This window comes from Micromonospora sp. I033 (genome assembly GCF_053890995.1).
This window is the reverse complement of sequence record NZ_JBSSLX010000067.1, coordinates 1-19,628: the sequence shown is the minus strand read 5'-3', so window position 1 is coordinate 19,628 and position 19,628 is coordinate 1. Positions and strand designations below refer to the sequence as shown.

General features: G+C 73.4%; 24 protein-coding genes. 9 read left to right on the top strand and 15 right to left on the bottom strand.

Translation table 11 applies throughout. The annotated features are described in order from the left end of the window. Positions 1–4 precede the first annotated feature (4 nt). Together ACW0Q9_RS14070 and ACW0Q9_RS14065 are read left to right on the top strand one after the other, a co-directional pair. A complete protein-coding gene (locus ACW0Q9_RS14070) occupies positions 5–652 on the top strand; it encodes an alpha/beta hydrolase (protein ID WP_456181340.1) in 648 nt (215 codons plus the stop codon). Between the two features lie 19 nt (positions 653–671). Beyond that, positions 672–1,064, top strand: coding sequence for a VOC family protein (locus ACW0Q9_RS14065; protein ID WP_456181338.1), 393 nt, complete (start codon positions 672–674; stop codon positions 1,062–1,064). A gap of 53 nt (positions 1,065–1,117) precedes the next feature. Here ACW0Q9_RS14065 and ACW0Q9_RS14060 read toward each other — a convergent pair whose 3' ends face one another. From ACW0Q9_RS14060 to ACW0Q9_RS14030, 7 genes are all read right to left on the bottom strand, one after another. Further along, positions 1,118–3,178: an amylo-alpha-1,6-glucosidase gene (locus ACW0Q9_RS14060; RefSeq protein WP_456181336.1), complete on the bottom strand. Its 2,061-nt coding sequence runs from the start codon at positions 3,176–3,178 to the stop codon at positions 1,118–1,120. Beyond that, positions 3,178–3,546, bottom strand: a complete 369-nt coding sequence (locus ACW0Q9_RS14055) for an SCP2 sterol-binding domain-containing protein (protein ID WP_456181334.1) — start codon at positions 3,544–3,546, stop codon at positions 3,178–3,180. The genes ACW0Q9_RS14060 and ACW0Q9_RS14055 overlap by 1 nt, the downstream gene beginning before the upstream one ends. Positions 3,547–3,727: 181 nt before the next feature. Continuing rightward, a complete protein-coding gene (locus ACW0Q9_RS14050) occupies positions 3,728–4,144 on the bottom strand; it encodes a CBS domain-containing protein (protein ID WP_189197835.1) in 417 nt (138 codons plus the stop codon). Positions 4,145–4,223: 79 nt separating this feature from the next. Next, positions 4,224–4,664 (bottom strand): PPOX class F420-dependent oxidoreductase, encoded by a 441-nt coding sequence (locus ACW0Q9_RS14045; protein WP_456181331.1) that lies wholly within the window; start codon positions 4,662–4,664, stop codon positions 4,224–4,226. Between the two features lie 92 nt (positions 4,665–4,756). Then, positions 4,757–5,782, bottom strand: a complete 1,026-nt coding sequence (locus ACW0Q9_RS14040; RefSeq protein WP_456181329.1) for an aspartate-semialdehyde dehydrogenase — start codon at positions 5,780–5,782, stop codon at positions 4,757–4,759. 237 nt (positions 5,783–6,019) lie between these two features. Continuing rightward, positions 6,020–7,366 (bottom strand): M16 family metallopeptidase, encoded by a 1,347-nt coding sequence (locus tag ACW0Q9_RS14035; protein WP_456181327.1) that lies wholly within the window; start codon positions 7,364–7,366, stop codon positions 6,020–6,022. Next, positions 7,363–8,655: a M16 family metallopeptidase gene (locus tag ACW0Q9_RS14030; RefSeq protein WP_456181325.1), complete on the bottom strand. Its 1,293-nt coding sequence runs from the start codon at positions 8,653–8,655 to the stop codon at positions 7,363–7,365. Before ACW0Q9_RS14030 ends, ACW0Q9_RS14035 begins: the two co-directional genes overlap by 4 nt. An 81-nt stretch (positions 8,656–8,736) precedes the next feature. Here ACW0Q9_RS14030 and ACW0Q9_RS14025 point away from each other — a divergent pair, with 81 nt between their 5' ends. Beyond that, positions 8,737–9,450, top strand: coding sequence for a phosphodiesterase (locus ACW0Q9_RS14025; RefSeq protein WP_456181323.1), 714 nt, complete (start codon positions 8,737–8,739; stop codon positions 9,448–9,450). Here the strand turns inward: ACW0Q9_RS14025 and ACW0Q9_RS14020 are convergent. Further along, positions 9,425–9,640, bottom strand: coding sequence for a hypothetical protein (locus ACW0Q9_RS14020; protein ID WP_091318927.1), 216 nt, complete (start codon positions 9,638–9,640; stop codon positions 9,425–9,427). The two genes, ACW0Q9_RS14025 and ACW0Q9_RS14020, sit on opposite strands and share 26 nt — an antisense overlap. A gap of 479 nt (positions 9,641–10,119) precedes the next feature. Here ACW0Q9_RS14020 and ACW0Q9_RS14015 point away from each other — a divergent pair, with 479 nt between their 5' ends. The 3 genes from ACW0Q9_RS14015 to ACW0Q9_RS14005 all read left to right on the top strand — a co-directional run bounded on the left by ACW0Q9_RS14015 (position 10,120) and on the right by ACW0Q9_RS14005 (position 11,832). Next, complete coding sequence (locus ACW0Q9_RS14015) at positions 10,120–11,208, top strand: 3-deoxy-7-phosphoheptulonate synthase (RefSeq protein WP_456181320.1); 1,089 nt, start codon at positions 10,120–10,122, stop codon at positions 11,206–11,208. A gap of 138 nt (positions 11,209–11,346) precedes the next feature. Continuing rightward, complete coding sequence (locus ACW0Q9_RS14010; RefSeq protein ID WP_456181358.1) at positions 11,347–11,580, top strand: hypothetical protein; 234 nt, start codon at positions 11,347–11,349, stop codon at positions 11,578–11,580. 42 nt (positions 11,581–11,622) lie between these two features. Beyond that, positions 11,623–11,832 carry a hypothetical protein gene (locus tag ACW0Q9_RS14005; protein WP_456181318.1) on the top strand — a complete coding sequence of 70 codons (210 nt, stop codon included), beginning with the start codon at positions 11,623–11,625 and terminating at the stop codon, positions 11,830–11,832. Between the two features lie 60 nt (positions 11,833–11,892). On the opposite strand, the gene ACW0Q9_RS14000 is transcribed toward ACW0Q9_RS14005, so the two are convergent. The 3 genes from ACW0Q9_RS14000 to ACW0Q9_RS13990 are packed head-to-tail and all read right to left on the bottom strand — an operon-like array spanning position 11,893 to position 13,088. After that, on the bottom strand, positions 11,893–12,432 hold the full coding sequence (locus ACW0Q9_RS14000) for a DUF1360 domain-containing protein (RefSeq protein WP_456181316.1): 540 nt from the start codon (positions 12,430–12,432) through the stop codon (positions 11,893–11,895). Positions 12,433–12,465: 33 nt separating this feature from the next. Next, a complete protein-coding gene (locus ACW0Q9_RS13995) occupies positions 12,466–12,789 on the bottom strand; it encodes a hypothetical protein (protein WP_456181314.1) in 324 nt (107 codons plus the stop codon). Beyond that, positions 12,789–13,088 carry a DUF6158 family protein gene (locus ACW0Q9_RS13990; RefSeq protein ID WP_456181312.1) on the bottom strand — a complete coding sequence of 100 codons (300 nt, stop codon included), beginning with the start codon at positions 13,086–13,088 and terminating at the stop codon, positions 12,789–12,791. The genes ACW0Q9_RS13995 and ACW0Q9_RS13990 overlap by 1 nt, the downstream gene beginning before the upstream one ends. Positions 13,089–13,210: 122 nt before the next feature. On the opposite strand from ACW0Q9_RS13990, the gene ACW0Q9_RS13985 reads away from it, so the two are divergent. Continuing rightward, positions 13,211–13,627, top strand: a complete 417-nt coding sequence (locus ACW0Q9_RS13985) for a hypothetical protein (RefSeq protein ID WP_456181310.1) — start codon at positions 13,211–13,213, stop codon at positions 13,625–13,627. Between the two features lie 25 nt (positions 13,628–13,652). Next, positions 13,653–13,982, top strand: a complete 330-nt coding sequence (locus ACW0Q9_RS13980) for a DUF3817 domain-containing protein (protein ID WP_456181308.1) — start codon at positions 13,653–13,655, stop codon at positions 13,980–13,982. Between the two features lie 10 nt (positions 13,983–13,992). Here ACW0Q9_RS13980 and ACW0Q9_RS13975 read toward each other — a convergent pair whose 3' ends face one another. Beyond that, positions 13,993–14,511, bottom strand: a complete 519-nt coding sequence (locus ACW0Q9_RS13975) for a DUF6232 family protein (protein WP_456181306.1) — start codon at positions 14,509–14,511, stop codon at positions 13,993–13,995. Positions 14,512–15,005: 494 nt separating this feature from the next. On the opposite strand from ACW0Q9_RS13975, the gene ACW0Q9_RS13970 reads away from it, so the two are divergent. After that, on the top strand, positions 15,006–15,974 hold the full coding sequence (locus ACW0Q9_RS13970) for an NlpC/P60 family protein (protein ID WP_456181304.1): 969 nt from the start codon (positions 15,006–15,008) through the stop codon (positions 15,972–15,974). A gap of 71 nt (positions 15,975–16,045) precedes the next feature. On the opposite strand, the gene ACW0Q9_RS13965 is transcribed toward ACW0Q9_RS13970, so the two are convergent. From ACW0Q9_RS13965 to ACW0Q9_RS13955, 3 genes are all read right to left on the bottom strand, one after another. Next, positions 16,046–17,035, bottom strand: a complete 990-nt coding sequence (locus ACW0Q9_RS13965) for a sigma-70 family RNA polymerase sigma factor (protein WP_393181260.1) — start codon at positions 17,033–17,035, stop codon at positions 16,046–16,048. Between the two features lie 460 nt (positions 17,036–17,495). Then, positions 17,496–18,443 carry an N-acetylmuramic acid 6-phosphate etherase gene (gene murQ / locus ACW0Q9_RS13960; RefSeq protein WP_456181302.1) on the bottom strand — a complete coding sequence of 316 codons (948 nt, stop codon included), beginning with the start codon at positions 18,441–18,443 and terminating at the stop codon, positions 17,496–17,498. Continuing rightward, the gene (locus tag ACW0Q9_RS13955) at positions 18,440–19,354 is read right to left on the bottom strand and encodes a MurR/RpiR family transcriptional regulator (RefSeq protein ID WP_456181300.1); all 915 of its coding nucleotides are present in this window, start codon (positions 19,352–19,354) and stop codon (positions 18,440–18,442) included. The genes murQ and ACW0Q9_RS13955 overlap by 4 nt, the downstream gene beginning before the upstream one ends. Positions 19,355–19,628 lie beyond the last annotated feature (274 nt).

The window sequence follows — 19,628 nt, the reverse complement described above, 5'->3', positions numbered from 1 at the left end:
CCGGATGACCGATCGCGCCGTACTGCTCTGGATCCACGGCGGCGGGTGGCGGGCCCGCTCCGACGAGGACGGCGCCGCCCTGGCCCCGCTCGGGCTGCGCGTGGTGCCCGCGACCTACCGCTTCGTGACCGAGGCCCGCTGGCCGGCCCAGCTCGACGACGTCCGCGCCGCCGCCCGGGCCGCCCGTGCCGCGGCCGGCGGGCTGCCGCTGCTGGTCGGCGGCGACTCGGCCGGCGCGATGCTGGCCCTGCACCTGGGCCTGCGCGGGGTGGAGCGGCCGGGCGACGTCCGGGCGGTGCTGGCGTACTGGGCGCCGGTCGACCCGCTGGACCCGGAGTGGCGGCGGCTGCGTCGGCACGACGATCCCTGGGCGGACCTGCTCGGGCACCCGCCCGCCGCGGGCGACGCGGCGACCGTCGACGCGACCGTCGCCAGTCACCCGGGTTCGGGCGTGCCGGTGCTGCTGGTGCACGGCCGGGACGACGCCGCGGTGCCGGCCGCCCAGTCGCTCGGGCTGGCCGGCCGGCTGCTCGCCGCCGGCCACCCGACGCACCTCTGGCTCACCCACGGCGGGCACGCGCTCGACCTGGCCCGCCCCGACATCCGGGCGGTCACCGCCGCGTTCCTGGACAGCGTCCTGCCACCGGCCTGAGCCGACTACGGTGCAGGGCATGCCCGAGCTCTCCGCGATCGTCATCCACTGCCGCGACCCCTACCTGCTCGCCCCGTTCTGGAGCACGGTGACCGGGCTGCCGGTGGTCGATCAGGACCTGGCGAAGCTCGCCGACCGGTCGCTGGAGCCGGACGAGTCGGTGCTGCTGCGGGACCCGGCCGGCCGCCGGCCCGACGTCTGGATCAGCCCGGTCGACGACCTGCCCGGCCCCGGCCGGATCCACCTCGACCTGGTCGGCGACGCCGAGGAGCGGGCCGCCGTGCTGGAGGCCGGCGCCACGGTGGTCCGGGAGCTGCCCCGGTGGACCGTGCTGGCCGACCCGGAGGGCAACGAGTTCTGCCTGCTCCCCCGGAGCGAGGCGCACGGCGACACGCTGCTGCCGGGGCACTGAGCGCGCGGGCGCCGCCGAGCCCACGGGCTCGGCGGCACCCGTTCCGACACCGGTCAGGCGGTCTTGTTGTGCAGGTCCAGCCGACCCCGGGCGAAGGCGTCCACCCGGCCCCACCGGCCCGGGATGTCCAGCACCTCGATCCGCCCCATGCCGATCGGCAGCCGCGGGTCCACCGCGAGGTGTCCCTCGTGCGGCTCCAGCCCGAGCATGGTCCGGATCAGCAGCAGCGGGGTGCCGGTCGACCAGGCCTGCGGGCTGCACGCCGTCGGATACTCCACCGGGAACTTGGTGAGGTCCCGCGGGTAGCCGCCGAACGCCTCCGGCAGCCGCCCGTCGAAGTACCGCGCCGCGTCCAGGATGCCGCTGGCGATGGTGGCGGCCTCCTCGGCGAAGCCGTACCGGCGCAGGCCCCAGGCGATGAAGGAGTTGTCGAACGGCCAGATCGTGCCGTTGTGGTAGCCGATCGGGTTGTAGCGGACCTCGCCCTCGGCCAGGGTGCGCACCCCCCACCCGGTGAAGAGCCGCGGGCCGACCAGGTGCGCCGCGATCTGCTCCGCCCGGTCCTCGTCCACGATGCCGCTCCACAGCAGGTGGCCGATGTTGGAGCTGAGCACGTCGCACTGCCGGCCGGTCGGGTCCAGCCCCAGGGCGTAGTAGCCGCCGTCGGCCACCCACCAGTCCCGGTTGAACCGCTCCTTCAGCTCCGCCGCCTCACGTTCGAGCTGGTCGGCGTACGCCGGGTCGCCCCAGAACTCCCGGGCCAGCCGGGCGGCCCGCACCTTCGCGTCGTACGCGTACCCCTGCACCTCGCAGGTGGCCCGCGGGAACGGCGGCAGCGTGCCGTCGGAGTACGAGAGGGAGTCCCAGGAGTCCTTCCAGCACTGGTTCTCCAGGCCGGTGTCGCTGTTGCGCCGCTCGTACCAGATGTAGCCGTTGCCGACCAGGTCGGCGTAGTCGTCGACCCACTTCAGCGCGGCCCGGCACTCCCGTTCCAGCTCCTTGACCAGCGCGACGTCGCCGCTCCACTTCTCGTACTCGTCGAGCAGCACGATGAACAGCGGCGTCGCGTCCACGGAGCCGTAGTAGGGCGAGTGCGGCTGCTCCTCGAAGGCGGCGGTCTCGCCGTAGCGCATCTCGTGCAGGATCCGGCCCGGGTCCTCGTCGCGGAAGTCGTCGAACCTGGTGCCCTGCAACGCGCCGAGGATGCGCAGCGTGGTCTTCGACATCTCCGGGGCGAACGGCAGCACCTGGAGGCAGGTGAAGATGCTGTCCCGGCCGAACATGGTCATGAACCAGGGCAGGCCGGCGGCCGGCAGCGTCTGCCCGCCGAGGGAGAGCGGCGAGAACCGCAGCGCGGCCAGGTCGATCAGGCTGCGCCGGTACGTGGAGGCAACCTGGCCGTGCTCGCTGTTCACCTTCGGCGCCTTGGCGATCCACTGCTCCAGGTCGTGCTGGAGGGCCAGCCGCTCGGTGCCGTGCGCGCGCAGCCCCATCCGCAGGTCCCGGCCGCCCGGGCCGACCGCGTGCGTCTGCACGTCGATGGCGGTGTCCCACTGCTCGTTGGGTTCCAGGTGGATGCTCCAGGCGAACCCGTTGCGGTCGTAGCGGGCCGGCCGGGACGCGGAGATGACCGTCTCCCGCCGGAAGTTGCCACGCCGGTAGCCGAGCCGGAGCTTGTCCGCCTCGGCCTCGGAGTAGGTCTCGCCCTTCTTGTTGACGATCTCGTCCTTGACCTGGAACAGATCGGCGAAGTCGGCGCCGGCGTCCATCCGGATCTCCAGGTCCACGGGCTTCTCGTCGTGGTTGAGGATGGTCAGGGTCTCGCGGAAGCTGCCCCCCACCGCCCGCTCCCGGATGATCGACAATTTCGCGTCGATGTAGTGCGTGGCCATCCCCGGCACCAGGAAGAACCGGGCCTCGTAGTACTGGAGGTCGTCGTAGGAGAGCGCGTTGAGGCGCTCGCCGTTGACGGTCAGCACCCACTTCGACAGGAACCTCATGTCCAGCGAGAAGAGGCCGGTCGGCTCGCTCGGCGTGGCCTCGATGTCACCCGTGTCCTCGGAGACCACGAACGTGTTGCCGTCCAGGATGCGGATGGTGTTGCTCGCGGCCATCAGGCAGCCCTCCTCTGGAACGAGTGGTGCGGCCCACGGGAGTCCGGGGGACCGGGGAAGATGCGTTCGACCTGCAACACCAGGCGCAGGTCGCCGGCGACCGTCATGTCGCCGCGCAGCAGCGCCGCGATGGCGTTCTCCTGGCCGGTGACCAGCTCGCCGAAGAGTCGCGGCTCGGTACCGATGACGGTGTCGGCCTCCTGGTCCTCCTGGCGGACCCGGAGGTTGCCCCGGTCGATCTCCAGCAGCCAGTGCGTGGTCTGCGGTCCCTCGTGCAGGTCGAACCGGAGGGTTCCGGAGGTCTTGGCGAGCAGCGGTTCGAACCCTCGCCGGTCCAGGTCCTCGAAGAATCTCGTGGTCGTGTCCATCCGGGCGGCTCCTCCCGCGATCCGCGGCATGCGACGTCCGAGGACGGGTCCCCGTCGAGTACGCCGTCAACCTCGCCCGGTTCGGGTGAGTCGCCCTCCCGGCCCGTCCTGGCGCGGGTCGGGCCTGCGCACGCGAACGCCGGCCCCCGAACCGGAGGCCGGCGTCACCGCGGCGGACGAGTCAGTTGTTCGGTTCGTCGGCGCTGATGTCGGCGAGCACCGACTGGGGCTCCCGCTCCACGGCCAGGTCACCCATGGAGACGAGGCCGACCAGACGGCCGTCGTCGATCACCGGCAACCGGCGGACCGCGTAGGTGCGCATCAGGTCGGCGGCGGCCACCGCGTCGTCGTACTGGCTCACCGTCACCACGTCCTTGCTGGTGATCTGGTTGAGCCGGGTCGTGTTGGGATCCATGTTCTCGGCCACGCCCCGCACCGTGATGTCCCGGTCCGTGACGATGCCGACCACGTTGTCGCCATCGGTCACCACCACGTCGCCGATCGCGCTGTCCCGCATCTCCTGCGCCGCGGCGGTGAGGGTGTCGCTGCCGTCCATCGTCACCAACCGGGTCGTCATGAACTCTCCGACCGTTGTCATGGTGCTCCCCTCTCGGTGTCGGCACGGCGGTCTACCCGGCGGTCCGGGCGAGGTAACCCGTACCCCTCCCGCCGGGCCCTCAGCCGCGCGGGGGCATCCCGTAGACCCGCTCGACGTGCAGCCGGAGCACCAGCCGGCGCTCGGCCACCATGGCGCGCCGGAAGTCGTCCCAGTCCGGGTGTTCGCCCTGCACCGCCCGGTAGAGCCCGACGAGTTCCTCGACGGTCGGGTCGTCCGGCCGCTCCGCCACCGGGGTCAGCTCGGCGCGGGCCTCCGCGACCGCGTACGCCCAGCCGTCCTCGCTGCTGACGTGGAAGCTGGCCCGGGGGTCGCGGCGCAGGTTGGCGGTCTTGGCCCGGCCGTCGGTGACCGAGACCCGGATCAACCCGGCGTCCCGGTCGAGCGAGTAGACCACCGTGGACAGCTGCGGCCGCCCGTCCCGCTTCAGGGTGGCGAGCACGCCGAGCCGGCGGCTCGCGATGAGGTCGGTCAGGGCCTGCCGGGTCCGCTCGTCCGTCATGGGGCCTCCCGCGTCGATCGGTGGGTCGCCCCCCATTCCAGCGCATGTCCCGCCCGCGTGCCCGGCCATCCGCCGGGCACACGGGACCGGGGTCAGCGCCGCTCGGCGGCGACGAGTTCGGCGATCTGCACGGCGTTGAGGGCCGCGCCCTTGCGCAGGTTGTCGTTGGAGCAGAACAGGGCGAGGCCGTGCTCGACGGTCTCGTCGGTCCGGATCCGCCCGACGTAGGTCGGGTCCTGGCCGGCCGCCTCCAGCGGGGTCGGCACCTCGGAGAGCGCCACGCCCGGCGCACCGTCGAGCAGCTCGCGGGCCCGGGCCGGTGTGACGGGGCGGGCGAAGCGCGCGTTGATCTGGAGCGAGTGGCCGGTGAAGACCGGCACCCGGACGCAGGTGCCGCTGACCTTGAGCCCGGGAATCCCGAGGATCTTCCGGCTCTCGTTGCGCAGCTTCTGCTCCTCGTCGGTCTCGAAGGAGCCGTCGTCGACGATCGAGCCGGCCAGCGGGAGCACGTTGAAGGCGACCGGGCGGGCGAACGAGCGCGGCGCGGGGAACTCCACGGCCGAACCGTCGAAGGCGAGCTCGGCCGCGTGCTCGGCGACCTTGCGGACCTGCTCGTCCAGCTCGGCCACGCCGGCCAGGCCGGCGCCGGAGACCGCCTGGTAGGTGGCGACGACCAGGCCGACCAGCTCGGCCTCCTCGTGCAGCGGGCGGAGCACCGGCATGGCCGCCATGGTGGTGCAGTTCGGGTTGGCCACGATGCCCTTGGGGCGGTCGGCGATGGCGTGCGGGTTGACCTCGGCGACCACCAGCGGCACCTCCGGGTCCATCCGGAACGCCGAGGAGTTGTCGATGACGACCGCGCCGGCCTCGGCGACCCGGGGGGCGAGTTCCCGGGAGGTGCCCTTGCCCGCCGAGAAGAGCACGATGTCCAGGCCGCGGTAGTCCGCGGTGGCCGCGTCCTCGACGGTGACCTCGCCGTCGCGCCAGGGCAGCGTGCGCCCGGCCGACCGGGCCGAGGCGAACAGCCGCACCTGCTCCGCCGGGAACTCCCGCTCCGCCAGCACCTGCCGCATCACGCCACCGACCTGGCCGGTGGCCCCCACAATGCCGATCCTCATGCCCGCGAGGCTACCCAGCCGGACGGTGCCGGTGGGAACCCTTTCCCACCGGCCGGGGCGCGCGCCGCCGATCGCGGTTTCCGCCGATCCGGCCCGCCACCTGCAACGACGCCGCCCGAGGGTGGGCCGCCGGCGGAGAATCCTCCGCCGGCCGGGCCCCCGGCCGCAGCATCCGCGCCGGGGGCCGCCGACCGGCGACCGGCCGGCGCGACGGGAATCACACCCGGCGCCACACCGTCAGGGGGTGTGGTCGACCACCGCACCCAGGCCGGCGGCCACCAGTTCGTCCCGGATCACCGCCGAGTCGCCTTCGACGACCAGGGTGAGCGACTCCGGGTGCAGGTGGGTGGCGGCCGCCGCGGAGACCTCCTCGACGGTTGCCGCGAGCAGCGCCTCGCGCAGCCGGGCGTGGTAGTCGTCCGGCAGGTCGTGCACGACCAGCGTGGTCAGCGCCGAGGCGATGGCCCGGGGGCTCTGCAGTTCGACCGAGAGCTGGCCGGCGCGCCAGGAGCGGGCCACCTCCAGCTCCTCCTCGGTCACCCCGGTCAGCCGGGTACGCGACACCTCGCCGACCGCCTCGACCAGGGCCGGCGCGGTCACCGCGGTCTGCACCCCGGAGCTGATCGCGAACCGGCCGAACCGGCGGGAGGAGGCGAAGTCGCCCCGGATCCCGTACGTGTAGCCGCGCACCTCGCGGATCAGGTGGTTGAGCCGGGAGGTGAACGCCCCGCCCAGCACCGTGCCGGCCAGCGTCATCGGCACGTGGTCCGGGTGGGCGCGGTGCGGCGACGGGTGCCCGAGGCGCAGCGTGGACTGCACCGAACCGGGACGGTCGACCAGGATGATCCGCCGCCGGTCCGACAGCGCCACCTCGATCGGGCCGCCCTTGTCCACGGCCGCACCGCCGGTCCCGGTGAACACCGTCGCGGCGAGCGCGTCGAGGTCGATCCGCTCCAGGTCACCGGCGACGATCAGCGTGCCGGGGCGGATGAACCACTCGGAGTGGAAGACCGTCACGTCGTCCACGTCCAGGGCGGCCACGCTCTCCGGGTCGCCGTACAGCGGGCGGCCCCAGCGGTTGTCCGCGCCGAAGAGGTCGGCGCGCAGCACCGCGTCGGCCCGGGGACCCGGGTTCGCCCAGTCCATCCGCAGCGCGGTCACCTCGTCGTCGCGGACCCGCCGCACATCGGCCGGGTCGAGCTTCGGCGTCCGCACCGCCTCGGCCAGCAGCTCCACGGCGGCGCTCAGCCGGTCCACCGGCACCTGCACGCTGACCTGGAAGGAGTCCCAGTCCAGCCCGCTCACCAGCTCGGTGCCGAGCGCCTCGATGGCCAGGGCGTACGCGGTGGCGTCCCGCTGCGCGGTGCCCTCCTCCAGCGCCTTGGCCAGCACCCCGCCGAGCCCCTCCTTGCCGACCGGCTCGCGGCCGGCGCCGCCGTCGAGCAGCAGCAGGGCGACGGCGAGGTTCTGCCCGGGCAGGTGCGCGGCGACGACCTGCCCGCCGGCGGCGGACCGGCGGACCACCTGCGGGAACCGGTACGGGCGGCCGGCGCCCGGGCCGGGACGGGTGGCGATCAGCGTCATGAGCTCTCCTCGGGCAGGTAGGTCAGGGTCGCCCGGTCGGCCGGGCCGAGCAGCTCGGCGGCCTGCTCGGCGATCTGGTCCGCGGTGACGGCGAGCCAGGCGGGCAGGCGCTCGGCGGCCTTGGCCGGGTCGCCGAACTGGGTGGCGTACCGGCCGAGGATGTCCGCCCGTCCGTCCACGGTGGCCATCTGCCGCCACCACATGGTGCTCAGCAGCGCCTTGGCGCGGTCCAGCTCGGCGGCGGTGACCGGCACGGTGGCCAGTTCGTCGACCACCTCGGTCAGCCCCTCGCGCAGCCGGTCCCCCGTCACCCCGGCGCGGGCCGTGGCGGTGGCGATCAGCGGCGCCGGGCCGTGCGCGAGGTCCACCCCGTACGCCCCGACCAGGTCCGGCTGGGCGATCCGCTCGCCGTCGGCGAGCCGCTGGTAGAGCCGGCTGCCCCGGCCGCTGCCCAGGACGGTGGCGAGCACGGTGGTCACGTCGTAGCCGGGCGTGCCGAACGGGTGGGTGCGGTGCGCGAGGTAGACCCGGGGAGCGGGCACGTCGGAGACGACGGTCTCCGCCGCGGGCCGCCCGGTCGCCGGGACGGTGCGCCCGTCCGGGGCGGCCGGGATGTCCTCGCGCGGCGCCAGCGCGCCGAAGTACTTGTCGGCCAGCGCGAACACCTCAGCCGCGGTGGTGTCGCCGACCACGGTGAGCACCGCGTTGTTCGGCGCGTAGTGGGTCGCGTGGAACGCCTGGAAGGTGGCCAGGTCGGCGGCGTTCAGGTCGGCCATCGAGCCGATCGTGGCGTGGTGGTACGGATGCCCGGGCGGGTAGAGCAGCGGCAGCAGCCGCAGCCAGGCGTCGCCGTACGGCACGTTCTCGTAGCGCTGGCGCCGCTCGTTCTTCACCACGTCCCGCTGGTTGTCCAGCGTCTCCTGGGTCAGCGCCGGGACCAGCCCGCCCATCCGGTCGGCCTCCAGCCAGAGCGCCAGTTCCAGGTGCTCGGCCGGGACCGTCTCGAAGTAGTTGGTCCGATCCGGGTTGGTGGTGGCGTTGAGCGAGCCGCCGGAGCCCTGGATCAACCTCATGTGCTCGGTCTTCGCCACGTTGAGCGAGCCCTCGAACATGAGGTGCTCGAAGAGGTGGGCGAAGCCGGTCTGGCCCGCCGGTTCGTGGCGGGAACCCACGTCGTACCAGAGGTTCACGGCGACCGCGGGGGCGGTGCGGTCCTCGCTCACCACCACCCGCAGACCGTTGTCCAGTCGGGTCGTCTCGATCGGCCAGGGGTAACCGCTGTCGGGCATGGTCCGACGCTATCCGATCTCGCGGGCGGAAAGGTGACGCGCGGGGAGCATCGTCGCCGCGCGCCGGGGTACTCGCCCGGCATGTCCTCCCCCGCATCGTCCGCGGTCGAACGCGCCGCCGCCGCGCTGGCCCGGCTCCGGCGCGCCCGACTGCTGCATCCCGCCGGCCGCACCTTCTCCGCCGAGGTGCTGATCTGGGGTACGCCCGGCCCGCCGACCGGCGTGCCGCTGCTCGACCTGCCCGGCCGGTGGCCGGCGACGGTCCGGCTGTCCAAGGGCGTGCCCACCCCGGGAAGCTGGCCGGACGTGCTCGGGGTGGGCATCCGGCTGCACCGTGACCCGGAGCCGCCGGTGGACCTGCTGGCGAGTTCGAGTGGCGCGGCGCCGGTGCTGCGCCACCTGCCGCTGCCGCGGCGTCGCTTCACCGGGACGTACAGCTCGATCATGTCGTTCCGCGCCGGGCGGCGGCGCCTGTACCTGGCGGTGCTGGCCGACCCGGACTCGCCCGAGCTGGGCCGCGGCCTGGCCGAGCTCTCGGCGGTGGCCGGCGCGGACGGGCCCCGGCTGGTGCTGGCGGTCGGCTCGGCGGTCGGGCCGTGGCGGCCGTTCGGCGAGGTGCGGCTGGACGGCCGGCGCGGCGCCCGGGAGGACGCCGCGCTGGCCTTCGATCCGGTCAACAACGTGCCGCCGGGCCTGCGGGTGGTCGGTCCGCTCGCCTGGTTGCGGGACACCACCTACCGGGGATCGCAGCGGGCCCGGGGCGTCGGGCTCAGTCGGGCGGCTCGACGGGGGTGACGGTCTGCTCGGAGGTCCGGTGCTCCAGCACCGTGTCGGGGGCCGCGTTGCGGTCCTCCTCCCGGATGTCCGATTCGGCGAGGATCGCGTCGGCCTGCGCCTCCGGGTCCTCGCTGCCGACCGCCGCCTCCTCGGGTAGCAGGTGGGCGCGGGACTCGATCCGGTCCTGGTCGCTCTGGTCGTGACTCATGCCGTCCTCATACCCCCGCCTGGACACTGCGGAACCCCACCCTTCCCACGATGCGGTACGCGGAGCGGAACCTTTCGGATTGCTGTCGTCGCAGTCGCGAGGGGAACGAGAGGCGCCGGCCTCCCAGAGTCCGGGACGGAGGACAGATCCGGCGGGGCGGTCACCCGGCCGGACAGCCGGCGAACACGTGCGGTGCCGTCGGCGTTACCGCTCGTTCCATCGACCGGGGTTGACATGAGGCGCGGCTTACCCGACGAGCGGGTGAGACCCACCCCTCCCGTCGGGTACGCTGGCGGGCGTGACGCGGTCGTATCGATGGTTTAGGCAGCCGGCTGGAGGAGCCGGTGACTCAACCATGAGCTGACGTCACTCCTCTTCGAGCCGGCCGGGCAGGGATGATTCCCTGCCCTTTCGCGTACGAGCAGCCGGCTCGATCCCGGGCGCCGGCCCCGGGCACGGTCGGCGGAAGGAACCCCACCGTGACGACGACCCCGGATGTCCATCGGGTCATCGACCAGCGGATCGACCGTGTCGTGCCGCTGACCACCCCGGCCCTGCTGCACCACCACCTGCCGCTCGAGGAGTCCCTCGCCGAGGCCGTGGTGGCCGGCCGGCGTGCCGTCGGCCGGGTGCTCGACCGCGCCGACGACCGGCTGCTGGTCGTGGTCGGTCCCTGCTCGGTGCACGACCCCGCCGCCGCCCTGGAGTACGCGGGCCGGCTGCGGCAGGTCGCCGACCGGCTCGCCGACGACCTGCTGGTGGTGATGCGGGTCTACTTCGAGAAGCCGCGCTCGACCGTGGGCTGGAAGGGCCTGATCAACGACCCGGGCCTGGACGGCTCGGGCGACGTGAACACCGGCCTGCGCACCGCCCGGGCGCTCCTGCTCGACGTGCTGCGGCTGGGCCTGCCGGTCGGCTGCGAGTTCCTCGACCCGATCACCCCGCAGTACATCGCCGACACGGTGGCCTGGGGCGCGATCGGCGCGCGGACCGTGGAGAGCCAGGTGCACCGCCAGCTCGCCTCCGGCCTGTCCATGCCGATCGGCATGAAGAACCGTCCCGACGGCAGCATCTCCACCGCGGTGGACGCGATCCGGGCGGCCGGCGTGCCGCACGTCTTCCCGGGCATCGACGTCTCCGGCACCCCGGCGATCATGCACACCCGGGGCAACGCCGACGGTCACCTGGTGCTGCGCGGCGGCGGTGGCCGGCCCAACTACGACGCGGAGTCGGTGGCGGGGGCGCTGGACCTGCTGCGCGCGGCCGGGCTGCCCGAGCGGGTGGTGGTGGACGCCAGCCACGCCAACAGCGGCAAGGACCACCGCAACCAGCCGGTGGTGGCCGCCGACGTGGCCGCCCAGCTCGCCGCCGGGCAGCGCGGCATCGTGGGCATCATGCTGGAGAGCTTCCTCCAGCCCGGTCGCCAGGACCTCGACCCGACCCGCCGGCTGGAGTACGGCCAGTCGGTGACCGACGCCTGCATCGGCTGGGACACGACGGCCGACGTCCTCGACCACCTGGCCCAGGCGGTCCGCACCCGCCGAGCCACCCTCCCCACCCCCGCCTGACCCCATCCTGGGCGGTTGATCATGAGGTTGGCGGCGGAGTCGATCTCCTTCGCCGCCGCCAACCTCATGATCAACGGGGTGGGTCGGGGTGGTGCGACGGACCGGGCGGCGACGTTTGACCGAATCGGGCCCGGGTAGCTGATCGGCGTGACCGACGACGCGCCCGTGACCGAGCAGCCGGACACCCGGCAGCTCGACGAACTGCTCGACGACATCTTCCACGGCCAGGAGCGGATCAGTCAGGCGGACATCTACCGCCGGGCGGTGGCCGCCGAACTCCCCGCCGAGCTGCTCACCCGGATCGCCGCCCTGCCACAGGGCGAGTACGCGGTCGACGAGGCGGCCGACCTGCTCGGCGGGACGGTGGGCTGAGCCTTCCGGCGGACGCGGCCCGAGGACGGAGAGGACAGCGCGATGAGCGACCGTAACCAGGAACACGAGCACCCCCCGGCGCTCGGCCAGCCACCGGAGGGCATCGACACGCTGTCGGAGTCCGACTTCGCCGGCGAGCACGACCAGACCGCGGTCTCCGACGACGTCATCACCGGCGAGGACCGCGACGAGCGGGAGCCGGAGGCGTCGCGGGGCTGGGCCGGCGAGGACCACGGCACCACGCCCACCTGACCGGACCGGAACGTGCGAAGGGGGCCGGCGCGGTGCGCCGGCCCCCTTCGCGTCGTCGGGTCACTCGTCCCGGTGCCCACCCTCGGCCGCCTGCTGGGCCACCGCGTAGCCCATCTGCAGGAAGTCGGAGGCGGCCACCGCGGTCAGCGCGGTGGCGACCAGCCGGGTCAGCCGGGGCGCCAGCACCAGCCCACCGGTGAGGCCGGTGGCGACCCAGACGGCCAGGCAGAACGGGCAGCTCACCAGCTCCCCCAGCGCGTGCCGGGTCGGGCTGCCCTGGTCCCGGACCTGCTCCATCACCTCGCCGCTGCCGATCGGGTGGTCGTACCGGGTGAACGGCGCGCGCAGCGGGCTGGTGATGGCGTCCTTGGAGAGCAGCCGGCTCAGCTTGTGGGTCGCGATCGAGAGCAGCACCACGTCGGCGGGCGCCGGCCGCTCCGGCACCGGGCGGCCGGTCGCCCTGACCAGGCCGACCAGCGACGCGGTGACCGCGCCGTAGGTGCCCATCGCCACCAGGTAGCCGCCCAGCGGCCGGTGCTCGTGCGGCGCGTACGCCTGGCGCAGCCGCGCCACCTTCTGCTTCAGGCCACTCCCGGTCACCCGGCCTCCCTCGAACGTCGTGGCGGTGCCGGCTCAGCCGGCGGTCAGGTTGTCGGCCACCTCGCGGGCGAGGCTGGCCAGGATCTCGTCGGCCATCCCGTGGTCGGTGCCGGTGAGGTCCAGCCGGACCCGGGCGCCACCGGCGTCGGCCGGCTCCACGTCGATGTCCGCCGACCAGCCGGCGGACTCGGAGCTCCAGCGGGCCCGCATGTCCTCGGCGTCGACCACCTCGACCCGGTGCGTGCCGGCCCGGCGCAGCTCCTCCGGCAGCCAGGCCGACGACCGGTCCGGGTCGGTGGCGGTGTTGAAGACCACCTCGGGCGGCGCGGACATGCCGCGCTCGGCGTGGCTGGCCATCAGGCGTCCCGCAGCCGGCTCGGGTCGACCTCCCGGCCCGGGTGCCGGGCCAGGTACTCGGTCTCCAGTTCGGCGGTGCGGCGCAGGTGGTTGGCGAGCGCCGAGTCGGTGGCGTGCCGGAGGGTGTCCAGCCGGGTCCGGTGCAGGCTCTGCGTCTCCCGGATCAGGTCCTCGTCGCTGAGCTCGGCGGGGTCCACCCCGAGCAGCTCACCGTCGACGTCCTGGGTGCGGGCGTGATCGCCGTCCCACTCCGTCACCCGCTGCTCCGGGCTGGCGTCACGGCGTACTGATTCGGTCATCGTCGCCCCCTCGTCTCGTTCGGGCTGGCGTCTAGACGGATGCCCAGCCGGGGTGTCACCAAACCCGACCCACCTACGACGCCGCGTCGGAGACGGCCGGCGGGCCCGGTACCCTCGATGGCATGAAGCGGCTCTGGACACCGGCGTGGATCGCCCGCCACGTGGCCATGGTCGTGCTGGTGGTGGGCTTCCTCGGGCTGGGCTGGTGGCAGGTCACCCGGGCCGCCGACGGCAACACGTTGAGCTTCGGTTACGCGATCGAGTGGCCGGTCTTCGCGGGCTTCGTGGTCTTCGTCTGGTGGCGTGAGCTGCGGCACACGCTGCGGGCCACGCGCGCGGACGGGGCCACCCCGGCGCCGCCGGCGGCCGCCGACTCCGAGCCGGCCGCCGCCACCCCGGCGGTACGCCGGCCGGTGCGGGTCAGCCGGGTGCCGGCCGCCCCGGTCGACGGGGACGACGGCGAACTGGCCGCGTACAACCGCTACCTTTCCTGGTTGAACGCCAACCCGGGCGCGAGGCCCGGCGACTATCCCGGCTGAGGCCGGTGCGGAAGGACGGACGACGGTGGGCGGAGCCCTTACCCGGTACCGCGTGATCGCCTGGATCGTGGGCGTGGCGCTGGTGGTGCTGGTCCTGATCGGCATGCCGCTGAAGTACGGCTTCGACAACCCGACTGTGGTGGCCGTGGTCGGCACCGCCCACGGCTGGCTGTACATGATCTACCTGGCGCTCACCTTCGACCTGTCGCGCCGCGCCGACTGGCCGCTGAAGCGGATGCTGCTGGTGATGCTCGCCGGCACGGTGCCCTTCGTCTCGTTCTACGCCGAGCGCCGGGTGAGCCACTGGCTGGCCGCCGAGCAGCCGAAGCGGACCCCGGAGCCGGTCGCCGGCTGACCCGGGCCGGTCAGCGGTTCGGCCGCCACGGCTGGGCCGCCGGCGGGTCCGTCCAGCCGCCGTGGCGCACTCCCTCCCGGGCCCGTTGCAGGGCCCGGGTGACCTGACCGAACTGCCGCTCGTCGTCGCTGCTGAACAGCAGCACCTCGGCGCCGCCGAGCCGTCCCCACAGCTCGTGCGCCGGCGGCCGCCAGCGGTCCCCGACCAGCACGAGCAGCAGCGGCAGCAGCCCCACCGCGCCCAGCGTGAGGTAGGCCGCCGCGGTGAGCCGTTGCAGCCCACCGGTGAAGCCGAGCAGCAGGCCGACCGCGCCGATCAGCGCGGCGGAGACGGCGACCGCCCGGAGGGCGAGCCGGTCGTGCGGCCCGCGGGCGGTCCAGAGCTGGGTGATGTCGGCGACCGGCCAGCTGTTGCGGCCGACGGTGAAACGCTCGCCGGTGACCACGATGCCCGGCCGGGCGTAGAGCAGGGTCGGTCCGCTCGCGCCCGGGGAGCGGGGCGGGCGGGTGGTGGAGCCATCGTGCTGCACGGCGGCCTCCCGTTGATTCGCGGGCCGGGCCTCCGCGCCGCCGACGGTGCCGTGCGCGGGATTCCCGGACTCCGCGCTTCATTGTGTTGCGGACCCGCCACCCCGACCGCGCGTCTTCCCTGGCCACCCGGCTGCCACCGGCAGGGCACCCCGCCGGGAAACGGGAGCGATTTCCGTCTTTGTCATGACTTTGCGGAGCGTTGCCTGGCGACATCCGCCCAGAACGACGAATCGGGCCACTGGTGCGATCCACCCACCCCGCTCCGGCACCGCGACGGCGCGCCCGCGAACCGGTCACGAAGCGTCACCCGTACCGGCGGCACTTCCTGGCACTTTGCCAACTTTCGCCCCTGCTTCAACGCCCCGTCACTCGGGTCACGGGTTAGGTTGGGCGGGCCGGTCCGGTCGACCGCCATCCACCCGGATGGCCCCGGGCCGGTGTCGCCGGGCCGCGCGCGCCGTCCGGCGAGGAATCGGAGAGGAGCTTTCCGCTCTTGTCGTCCTTACGGATCCTGCTGCGCTCGTTGGCGGTCGCCGGCCTCTCGGCCGCGCTGCTCGCCCCGGCGTCGGTGGCTCGGGCCGAGCCCACCCCCGCCGAGCTGACGAAGCAGATCGAGAAGTCCTCGACTGAGCTGGAGCGAATCGTCGAGTCGTACAACAAGCTCAACGAAGAGATCAAGGCCAACAAGGCCACCGCGGCCACGTTGCAGGCCAGGATCGGCCCGTTGCAGGAGCAGGCGGAGCGGAGCCGTGCCGACGTGGGCGCCATCGCCGCGACCGCCTACAAGACCGGCGGCATGCGCACCATGCAGGCCCTGCTGGAGCCGGGCGGGCCGGCCACGCTGCCGGACCGGCTGGGCACCCTGGACCAGCTGACCCGCCAGCGGCAGCAGACCATCGCGGGCTTCACCGACACCCAGCGCCGGCTGATCGACCAGAAGACCCGGCTGGACGCCACGCTGGCCCGGGAGGCGGCGCAGGCCAAGCAGCTGGTCGCCGGCAAGAAGAAGATCGAGGCGGATCTGGCCCGCCTCTACGAGCTGCGCCGGAAGGCGTACGGCCGGGCCACCGAGGCGCCGGCCCGGTCCACCTCCGCCGGCAGCGCCCCGGCCATCTCCGGCTCCGCCGGCGTGGCGGTGCGCTACGCCTACGGTGCGATCGGCAAGCCGTACGTCTGGGGCGCGGACGGGCCGGACGGTTACGACTGCTCCGGGCTCACCCTGGCGGCCTGGCGGGCGGCGGGCAAGTCGCTGCCGCACAACGCGGCGATGCAGTGGAACGCCACCTCACGGATCAGCCGCAGCTCGCTGCAGCCCGGCGACCTCATCTTCTACGACGGTCTCGGCCACGTCTCGCTCTACGTGGGCGGCGGTCAGGTGATCGACGCGCCCAGCGCGGGCCGCAATGTGCTGAAGCGGGACATGAACATGATGCCGATCCAGGGCTACGGCCGGGTGCGCTGACCCCCGACACGGCGAACGGCCGGCGTCCCCCTATCGGACGCCGGCCGTTCGTTCAGTCCATTACTACCAGCTCAGGCCGCCTGCAGCCCCTCGGCCCGGGCCAGCTCACGGAGCCGGCCGAGGGCCTGGATCTCCAGCTGGCGGATCCGCTCCCGGGAGAGCGAGAACCGCGAGGCGACCTCGGTCAGCGAGTGCTCGCGCCCGTCCTCCAGGCCGTACCGGGCCCGCATGATGCCGGCCGAACGGTCGTCGAGGTGGTTGAGCAGGCCCTCGATCCGCTGCCGCTCCAGGCCGGTGAGGACGATCTCCTCCGGCGACGGGGCGTCGCTGTCGGCGACCAGGTCGCCGAGGTTGGTGTCGCCGTCGTCGCCCACCGGGGTGTCCAGCGAGACGGTGTCCTGCGACCAGCGGACCAGCTCGTTGACCCGCTCGACGGTGACGCCGAGCGCCGCCGCGATCTGCTCCGGCTCCGGGTCGCTGCCCAGCTCACGGGTGAGCTGCCGGGCCACGTTGCGCATCCGGTTGACGTCCTCGACCAGGTGCACGGGCAGGCGCACGGTGCGCTCCTGCTGGGCGATCGCCCGGCTGATGGCCTGGCGGATCCACCAGGTCGCGTAGGTGGAGAACTTGTAGCCGCGCTCGTAGTCGAACTTCTCGACCGCGCGGACCAGGCCGGTGTTGCCCTCCTGGATCAGGTCCAGCATGGGCATGCCCGACCGCACGTAGCGGCGGGCGATCGAGACGACCAGTCGCAGGTTGGCGCGGATGAACAGGTCCTTCGCGCGCTCACCCTCGACGACCAGCCGCTCCAGGTCCTCCCGGTCGACGCCGGCGGGGACGCGGTCCTCACCGAGCAGGTGCTCGGCGTAGAGGCCGGCCTCGATCGCCTTGGAGAGATCGACCTCCTTGGCGGCGTCCAGCAGCGGCGTCCGGGAGATCTCGTGCAGGTAGACGCCGACCAGGTCCCGCTCCTCGGCGACCTCGTCGGTACGCATGCCGATGTTCTTGTCCACGATTGCCACGGTCCCCTCGCTCGCGCCGGTTGCCCGGTTCCTTGCCATCCCCACGTTCATCAGCCCTCCCCGTAACCTCCGCTGTGCCCGTAGGTGCTGACACCTACACAACAGATGAGACGCGTCGGGGATTCCATGTCGTGAGTCGAAACTGTCACGAATGCCTGAGTAGTAGCTGAGAGCCCGGTCCATGTTTGCTGTCAGGACCCCTGCCCGGGTGGCTCGCGTACGCCCCGTTCGGGGGGCGTCGGAGCAGCGGAATCGTCGTCCGCTCAGGAAATCGCACCATTGCGAATTCCATGAACACAGCGACCCGCGTCACCGCCTCATTGCGATCCTGGTCACTGCGAGATACGCGTGAGCGGACCGGCCGGTTCAGCCACGGGTGATGATTACCCCACGCCTGGTGGAACAATCCGCACCGCCAGAGACGTCCCCTCCCGTCACGTGATGTGCGTCGCACCCGTGGTGCGGACGCGGCCGGGAGGGGATCCGGCGGGTGGCGGCGTCAGGAGGCGAGCAGGTTGAGCGCGCCGCGCACCTGGTCGGCGGAGCGGGCCAGGGCGGCCCGGGCGGCGGAGACCTCGGCGCCGGAGACGAGCGAGACCAGGGCGGTCTTGAGGTCGCCGTCGGCCTCGTTCAGGGCACTGCGGCAGATCTCCTCGGCACAGCCGGTGGCCTCCATGAGGATCGAGATCATCCGGCCGCGCAGCTTCGCGTTGGTGGCCACCATGTCGATCATCAGGTTCGAGTAGACCCGGCCCAGGCGCACCATCACGGCCGTGGAGAACGTGTTGAGCACCAGCTTCTGCGCGGTGCCCGCCTTCATCCGGGTCGACCCGGTGACCACCTCGGGTCCGGTGTCCACCCCGATGAAGACGTCGACCGACGCCGCGGCGTCGGCCTCCGGATTGGCGCAGAGCAGCACGGTCGCGGCCCCCTGGGCCCGGGACGCGGCGAGCGCCCCGAGGACGTACGGGGTGCGCCCGCTGGCGGCCAGCCCGACCACCAGGTCGCCGGGACGTACGCAGTCGGTGGCCTCGGCGGCGCCGCCGCGCTCGTCGTCCTCGGCGTCCTCCACGGCCCGCCACATGGCCTCGGGGCCGCCGGCCAGGTGGGCGCAGAACCAGTGCCGCGGCGAGTTGAAGGTGGGGGCCAGCTCGGCGGCGTCCAGCACGCCGAGGCGGCCGGAGGTGCCGGCGCCGAAGTAGTGCACCCGGTTCCCGCCGCGCAGCGCGGCGACGGCCAGGTCGACGGTCTCGGCGATCTCGTCGAGGACGGCGGCCACCGCGGCGGGAACCCGCCGGTCGGCCTCGTTGATGACGGTGAGCACGTCCCGGGTCGACATCAGGTCGAGATCGACGCTGTGCGGGTTGCGCCGCTCGGTGGGAGCACCCACCCGGACCACGGGCCGCACCGCGGCCATCTCGTCCCGCTCCACCCGTCCCGCCGTCATCCCCGCCTCCGGCCGGCGCCCACCCGGCGCGACCGGACCGCCTCGGCGGTCACCTCCAGGGCCTTCCTGGCCTTGGCCCGGTTCCGCGCGGCCACCCCGACGAAGAGGCAGTCGACGACGGTCAGCTGGGCCAGCCGGCTGGCCATCGCGCCGGAGCGGTACGTGGTCTCCCGGGCAGCGGTGGTCAGCACGTGGTCGGCGACCTCGGTGATCGGTGAGCGGGGGAAGTTGGTCAGCGCGACGGTGGTGGCGCCCCGGGCGCGGGCCTGTTCGAGCACCTCGATGACGTCCGAGGTGGTGCCGGTGTGCGAGATGCCGACCGCGACGTCGCCCCGGCCGAGCAGGGCGGCCGAGGTGAGCGCGGTGTGCACGTCCGGGAAGTAGAAGGCGGTGCGGCCGATGCGGTGCAGCTTCTGCTGGAAGTCCGAGGCGACGAAGCCGCTGGCGCCGGCGCCGTAGACGTCGATCCGGCCGGCCGCGCCGATCGCCTCGACCACCTGCTCGCAGACGGCCGGGTCGAGCTGCTCGGCGGTCTCCTCGACGGCCCGCGCGTCGTTGAAGGCGATGGTCGCGATGATCTGCGCCAGGTCGGCGCCGGGCGGGATGTCACCGCCGACCACCCGGGCGTCCGGTGGCTCGACCCGGCGGGCGGCCTCGGCGGCGAGCCGGATGCGCAGCTGGGGGTAGCCGTCCATGCCGACGGACCGGCAGAACCGGATGACGGTGGCCTCGGATGTCTCGGCGGCGGTGGCGAGATCGGTGATGGTGCGCCGGGCGGCATCGGCCGGGTCGGCGACGACCAGCCGGGCCACCCGCTGCTCGGCCGGGGACAGCGAGGGCAGCAGGCCGCTGATGTGGACGATCAGTCCACCGGGCTCGTGACTCGCAGAAATCTTCGGACTCTTCGCCACGGATGAAACTTACTTTCATGAGGCGTGACCGTCAACCATGACGGCGCGTATCGGGAAAAGTACCGCCTTCCGCGCCCGCTCACCGCGCCAAGGGTCCCATTCCCGCAGCCCGGCCGCCTCCTCCGCTCCGGTCGACTCCGCCGCGCCGGCCGACGGGCGCTCCGGCGGTCGTGCCCGCCGCACCGGCCGGACGGCCGCACCCAGGTCACCGGTCGGCCGGTCCCCCCGGCCGGTCGCATCGACCGGGCCGGATCGCGCCCCGCGCACCGCCCGG

Excerpts from the sequence above, each read along its gene's own strand:
- ACW0Q9_RS14070 (WP_456181340.1), top strand. The coding sequence starts at position 5 with ATGACCGATCGCGCCGTACTGCTCTGGATCCACGGCGGCGGGTGGCGG.
- ACW0Q9_RS14065 (WP_456181338.1), top strand. The coding sequence starts at position 672 with ATGCCCGAGCTCTCCGCGATCGTCATCCACTGCCGCGACCCCTACCTG.
- ACW0Q9_RS14060 (WP_456181336.1), bottom strand. The coding sequence starts at position 3,178 with ATGGCCGCGAGCAACACCATCCGCATCCTGGACGGCAACACGTTCGTG.
- ACW0Q9_RS14055 (WP_456181334.1), bottom strand. The coding sequence starts at position 3,546 with ATGGACACGACCACGAGATTCTTCGAGGACCTGGACCGGCGAGGGTTC.
- ACW0Q9_RS14050 (WP_189197835.1), bottom strand. The coding sequence starts at position 4,144 with ATGACAACGGTCGGAGAGTTCATGACGACCCGGTTGGTGACGATGGAC.
- ACW0Q9_RS14045 (WP_456181331.1), bottom strand. The coding sequence starts at position 4,664 with ATGACGGACGAGCGGACCCGGCAGGCCCTGACCGACCTCATCGCGAGC.
- ACW0Q9_RS14040 (WP_456181329.1), bottom strand. The coding sequence starts at position 5,782 with ATGAGGATCGGCATTGTGGGGGCCACCGGCCAGGTCGGTGGCGTGATG.
- ACW0Q9_RS14035 (WP_456181327.1), bottom strand. The coding sequence starts at position 7,366 with ATGACGCTGATCGCCACCCGTCCCGGCCCGGGCGCCGGCCGCCCGTAC.
- ACW0Q9_RS14030 (WP_456181325.1), bottom strand. The coding sequence starts at position 8,655 with ATGCCCGACAGCGGTTACCCCTGGCCGATCGAGACGACCCGACTGGAC.
- ACW0Q9_RS14025 (WP_456181323.1), top strand. The coding sequence starts at position 8,737 with ATGTCCTCCCCCGCATCGTCCGCGGTCGAACGCGCCGCCGCCGCGCTG.
- ACW0Q9_RS14020 (WP_091318927.1), bottom strand. The coding sequence starts at position 9,640 with ATGAGTCACGACCAGAGCGACCAGGACCGGATCGAGTCCCGCGCCCAC.
- ACW0Q9_RS14005 (WP_456181318.1), top strand. The coding sequence starts at position 11,623 with ATGAGCGACCGTAACCAGGAACACGAGCACCCCCCGGCGCTCGGCCAG.
- ACW0Q9_RS13995 (WP_456181314.1), bottom strand. The coding sequence starts at position 12,789 with ATGGCCAGCCACGCCGAGCGCGGCATGTCCGCGCCGCCCGAGGTGGTC.
- ACW0Q9_RS13990 (WP_456181312.1), bottom strand. The coding sequence starts at position 13,088 with ATGACCGAATCAGTACGCCGTGACGCCAGCCCGGAGCAGCGGGTGACG.
- ACW0Q9_RS13985 (WP_456181310.1), top strand. The coding sequence starts at position 13,211 with ATGAAGCGGCTCTGGACACCGGCGTGGATCGCCCGCCACGTGGCCATG.
- ACW0Q9_RS13965 (WP_393181260.1), bottom strand. The coding sequence starts at position 17,035 with ATGGCAAGGAACCGGGCAACCGGCGCGAGCGAGGGGACCGTGGCAATC.
- murQ (WP_456181302.1), bottom strand. The coding sequence starts at position 18,443 with ATGACGGCGGGACGGGTGGAGCGGGACGAGATGGCCGCGGTGCGGCCC.